2 protein-coding genes are annotated in these 5080 nt (G+C 37.7%); both read right to left on the bottom strand.

The genetic code is table 11. The annotated features are described in order from the left end of the window. Positions 1-384: 384 nt before the first annotated feature. On the bottom strand, positions 385-3000 hold the full coding sequence (locus WFZ85_RS15725) for a DEAD/DEAH box helicase (protein WP_342697205.1): 2616 nt from the start codon (positions 2998-3000) through the stop codon (positions 385-387). 3 nt (positions 3001-3003) lie between these two features. Then, the gene (locus tag WFZ85_RS15720) at positions 3004-4686 is read right to left on the bottom strand and encodes a site-specific DNA-methyltransferase (protein WP_342697204.1); all 1683 of its coding nucleotides are present in this window, start codon (positions 4684-4686) and stop codon (positions 3004-3006) included. Between the last annotated feature and the right edge of the window lie 394 nt (positions 4687-5080).

The raw sequence follows: 5080 nt of genomic DNA, 5'->3' as shown, positions 1-5080 counted from the left end.
TGTTTCCAAAACTCGCAGCATAAGGTGGTTTAATGGCTACTCCTGAAAGTCGCCATTGAGAGACCTACTCTCATCTGTTTTAAAGCACCAACAATCTGTTGATTGTTGTTCAAGTCACACACGTTTTCGGGCTTGGCGAAGGTGGCGATTTTCACCACAAATGTTGATGCGGAGAACCAAACTTTGATTAACCACAAATGTGTCTGCGGAGCACTGAACCGCCACTTTTGCCAAACCCGTGTTACCAGTAGTGCTTTCTCGTCTGTCGCTGTGTCTGTCCATGTTTGCGGTGTCTTGGTGCGTTGGCTTGGTGGCTCTTTTGGATTTTTTTAGCGTTGGTCTGTGCGTTGAAAAAAAATACAAATGTGCCACCAAATGCGTTGGCTAAATGTCTTTGATAATGTTTAAAAAGTCTTCTAATTTATATGCTCCGTCAACTGTCCGTCTTTCGTAAACCATGAAGTAACGATAATTATTACCTGCTTTACTTGCCCAAAGTCTGCCAAGTCTTATTTTTTGTTCTGCGTCTAAATGGTCGCCTTTGGTTTCTAATAAAATTGTCTTTCCGCTTTTTGTCTGAATGATGAAGTCAGGATAATGATTTACAAAGCCGTTAATTCTAAATCCTTTTCGTTCAACATTTCTTGTCCAGAAAGCAATGTTTGTCATGTTACCAATTTCATTGATTACACGTTCTTCAAAACCGTTCATGCTTCCTTCTTTCTCGTAAAGCGATTTTGTGATGTCTTTTGCTGTGTCGCCTGGAGAAATGCTTTTTGGTAAAGTGAATGATGATTTAATAAACACTTTGTCGGTGTCTAAAAAGTCTTTGAACTTCTTCTCGGCAAACTGTTCTGAAAGTGCAATTATCTTGAATTTGATTTTGTCTTTGTAAGTGTATTCGTTGGCTGCCAAGTCGCTGAATTGCTCGTCTTTGAAATCTTCTAAAATTCGATTGATGTATTTTTCAATTTCCTTGTCAGGAATTGGAAACATATTTCCGATTAAGTCCATCAGCCGCTTAGTGAAATTCTTTACTCGGCTGTCTTTGCGTGATGGGTCATGAATGTAAGTGATTACACTTTCTTTCACTTCTCCGTCAAGCCTTACAAATGTTGGCGTATGTTCTTTTTTGGTTTCGTCTAAGTCAACTTTGTAGAGTTCAGAAGTAATGCTGTCAAACGCAATGTTGGTGTCGGCTTTGCTCAATGCAAAACCTTCTAAAAGATTTTCTTTTTCTAAAGGCAATTCTTCTTCTTTCTTGCCAAACAGGTCGTTGGCAGGAACTTTTAAATAAAACTGTGGCAAATTGATTTGCTCTGCCTGTTCTCTGAAAATGTCTTTAATACTGTATGTTTTCACAAGTTGTTGTATTTCGTTTGGCAATGCCGTTGTATGGTTGGCTTCCATTTCGGAAACCGTTTTTTCAAAGGCTTCATTTTGTTCAATGGCAGTTCTTTCTATTTCAGAAACGGTGGTGTTTGGTAACTCTGTTTCTGATGGTGCTGAAATTCGGGTTGTGTCAATGTCTGAAGTAATATCTTCTGTTGGTGTTTCGGTGGTTGGAAAAACAGTAAGTTGTTGTAAAGGGTCTTGCTTTTTAGCTTCTTCCAACATAGCAGGGTCAGCCAATTTATAATCCTTATCACTGAAACCTGCTTTATTCAAGCCTTTTACAATGTTGTCTAATGTGTCAAGGAATTTTGATGAAGCCGTTAACACATAACTCAAATTGAGCAATGGAAAATTATGTTTCATCACATACGGCTGGCGTAAAACTCTGCCTAAAATTTGTTCAACATCAACTGCTGAACTTTTGTCTGCCAATGATGCCAAGATGTAAGCAAACGGACAGTCCCAACCTTCTTTCAGTGCGTTTATGGTAATTATGTAGCGGACTTCACAGTCTTTGCTCATCAAGTCAATGCCTTTTATTTCGTTGATGTTTGCCGTTTTGATTTTGATTTGTTCGGCAGGAATTTTCAACTCAATGAGTTTTTCTTTCAGTTTTTGAACATTTGATTTTTCTTCTTCTTCGTTCAAAAAGTCTTTACCGTTTTTCGGTTGTGCCTGAAACAACACAATAGGTCGAATATATTTTCCGCCTTTCTTTTCTTCTTCAATGGCTTGCAGTTCCAAGCGTTTTTGAAGTTGCAAAGCGGAATTTATTACTTCTGTTTTATCCTGATGATTGTAAACAATAACAGGCAGTTTCACCATATTTTCCTTTTTCAATTCCAAAGCATCAATAAAACTGATGATGTTGCTGTTTTTGCGTGGTGTCGCTGTAAGGTCAAGAATGAAACATGGGTTAAACTCCTTGAGCATATCTACACTTAAATCCGTTTCTGCATTGTGGCTCTCGTCCACAACAATCATAGGGTTTAAGTATTGCATTACTTTCATCAACGAAATTTCTTCGTCTTTGCCGAGCAATGCTTCAAATGATTGCAAAGAACCGTTTTGCTCAAATACTTTTCTACCTTCTTTGTTGGCTGTGCGAATGCTGTCAAAACTCAATACAAAAATGTTCAATTGCTCTTTTACCGAAGTGGCGTTAAATCCGCTTCCTTGCAATAGTTCTGCTTTGTCAAATACTTCTACTTTGTTGCCGAAATGAGAATTGATTTTTTGTCGGTAAGGATGGTTGGTGTCTTTCAGGTTTTTAATGGTTTGGTCTAAAATGGTAATGGACGGAACCAACCAAACTACTGCTTTGGGTTTGTCGTATGCAAAGGCATCAAAAATGGTTTTAATGGCGTTGCAGGCAATAAAGGTTTTCCCGCCTGCCGTTGGCACTTTTACGCAGATGTGCGGAACTCGGGGAACGTTGTTTTTGTAGGGTTCAATGGCTGTGCCTGAATACGGAAACAATGGCGTTCTTGGGTGCTTTGCCCAAAAATTATAAAATGCGTCTTTCACGTCTTTGGTTTCCTGTATGTTTTCCAAAAACAGTGCAAGGTCGTTGATTACTTGTTGTTGATATGGTTTTAATTCCATTGCTTAAAATCTTGTTATATCTCTTGGTATTTTCTTGAAAATGATATTGTGCTTCGTCATGAAATCCTTTGTAAGCAAACAGTTGTCGGCATAAATCACATACTGCTCAGCTTTGGTTTTCATGGTTGCTAAAAAAGCATGGTCTAACGTAGTTACTTCGTCTTGCTCGTAGTGGAAGTAATACGCTGTATCATTATGCTTGCCCAAGTAATGTTTATTGTCCTTGTGTTTGCTTGCTGTAAGTGGCGTTTTGGTTTCGGTGTAGTAAACATATTGACGAATTTTCTCAACGCCTACTAATTCATTCAAATTCCCATCTCCCAAAAACATAGGTTGCCCCAACTCGTAAAAGTCAAAACTTCCGCCTGTGCCTTCGGTTGTGCCGTAACCTTTGATAACATTTTTTATTCTTTGTGCTGTTGTCGTTTCGGCATAATCCATCATTTCTATTGTTATGAATTTCCTTTTTCCGCTATCTAATTTATTTAAGTTCAAAACTGCATGTGCAGTTGAACCTGAACCTGCAAAACAGTCCAGAACAATAGCATTTGTGTCTTTTGGGATGATGTAATTAATTAATTTTTGAAGTAGCACAGTTGGCTTTTTACCGCTTCTGAAATCCATACTTCCTTCATGTCTGATATTTCCAAAATCTTCTGCATAGTTTTCAAAATTTGGAATAGGAAGAAACTTTTCTTTGTTTTCTGAATTACTTAATACATCATTTGGCACACCTTGAAAGTATTTTCCTTTTGTAGCAGTTGCTTTTTTAGGTCCAGTGAAATATCTATAAGGAAATTGGTCTTCACCAATTCCAAAAACTTTATAAAGTGTTCCTAGACCATCTTCCTTTTCTCTTCCTATAAGGTAATCTCTAAAAAAACGACCTGACGAGTTTCCGTCAAGTATTTTACCAGTTGCCCAAATTTCTTTTAAGTGATTTAATGAAGGTTCTTCTTCAACTATCTCATAGTTATCCTTTTCAAAGATATCTACTCTTTTGTCGCCTAATGTAATTGTTGTCGGTTCTCCTTTTTCAATTACCCTGTATTTGAACTTATCAAAATCATACTTGGCTGTTTCTTTAATTAGCTTAGTAGTTGACTTCTTCTTATAGACATAGGTTATTTCTATCAATTTTTGTATGTCTGCATCTTCAACCAATGTTTTACCAGCAAATCTGACTTGAGTATAAATTGGTGTTATTAGGTTTGAAGAACCAAAAATCTCATCGCAAATCAACTTCAAATTGGCTTGTTCGTTATCGTCAATGGAAATAAATATTACTCCATCATCTGAAAGTAGTTTATGCAACAACTTCAAACGTGGATACATCATGCAAAGCCATTTGTCGTGTCGGCTTAGGTCTTCGCTTTCTTTGCCTACCACTTGTCCGAGCCACTTTTTTATTTTCGGGTCGTTCACATTGTCGTTATATACCCATCCTTCGTTTCCTGTGTTATATGGCGGGTCTATGTAAATACATTTTATACGTCCTTCGTATTCGGGCAAAAGGGCTTTCAGGGCTTCAAGGTTGTCGCCATATATAATTTTGTTTCCGCTGTTGGTTTCTTGGTCTGTTTGTGTTCCATTGTCAAAGCCATAGGAGTGTTCCAATACTTTAAACGGAACATCCATGTGATGATTGATAACTTTATCTTTTCCTATCCAGTGTAATGTTGGCATCTATATATTTCAATTCGTTTTTATTGGTCGTAAAGATAAATTTTAAAACCCTGTTTTTGTCAAAAGTTGCTCTCAAATTGTCCATAGTCCACTGGTCGGGTGGTGGGTGGGCTTTGGGTGCGGTTGGGCAAAATTAAATGTGCTGCAATTTGGGTCGGCTTGTGCGGTTGCATTGCAGCTCTTTTAATTTTGCGAAGGGTTGGCATTTTGTCGTCCGTTTTTGCACTGTTGTTTGATGGTTGCACTGTCGTCATAGCATTACTGGTAACGTCAGACTGTGAAAAAACTTTCACAATCCTTTTTCAAATATACAAAAATATTTGTAAGAAGAACAAAGTATTCTTATCTTTAACCATGCAACACATATCAGGAATTTCCCGTCACCAGCTTCAAG

This window comes from Flavobacterium aureirubrum (genome assembly GCF_038739835.1).
Lineage (GTDB): Bacteria > Bacteroidota > Bacteroidia > Flavobacteriales > Flavobacteriaceae > Flavobacterium > Flavobacterium aureirubrum.
This window is presented reverse-complemented; position numbering and strand designations above follow the sequence as displayed.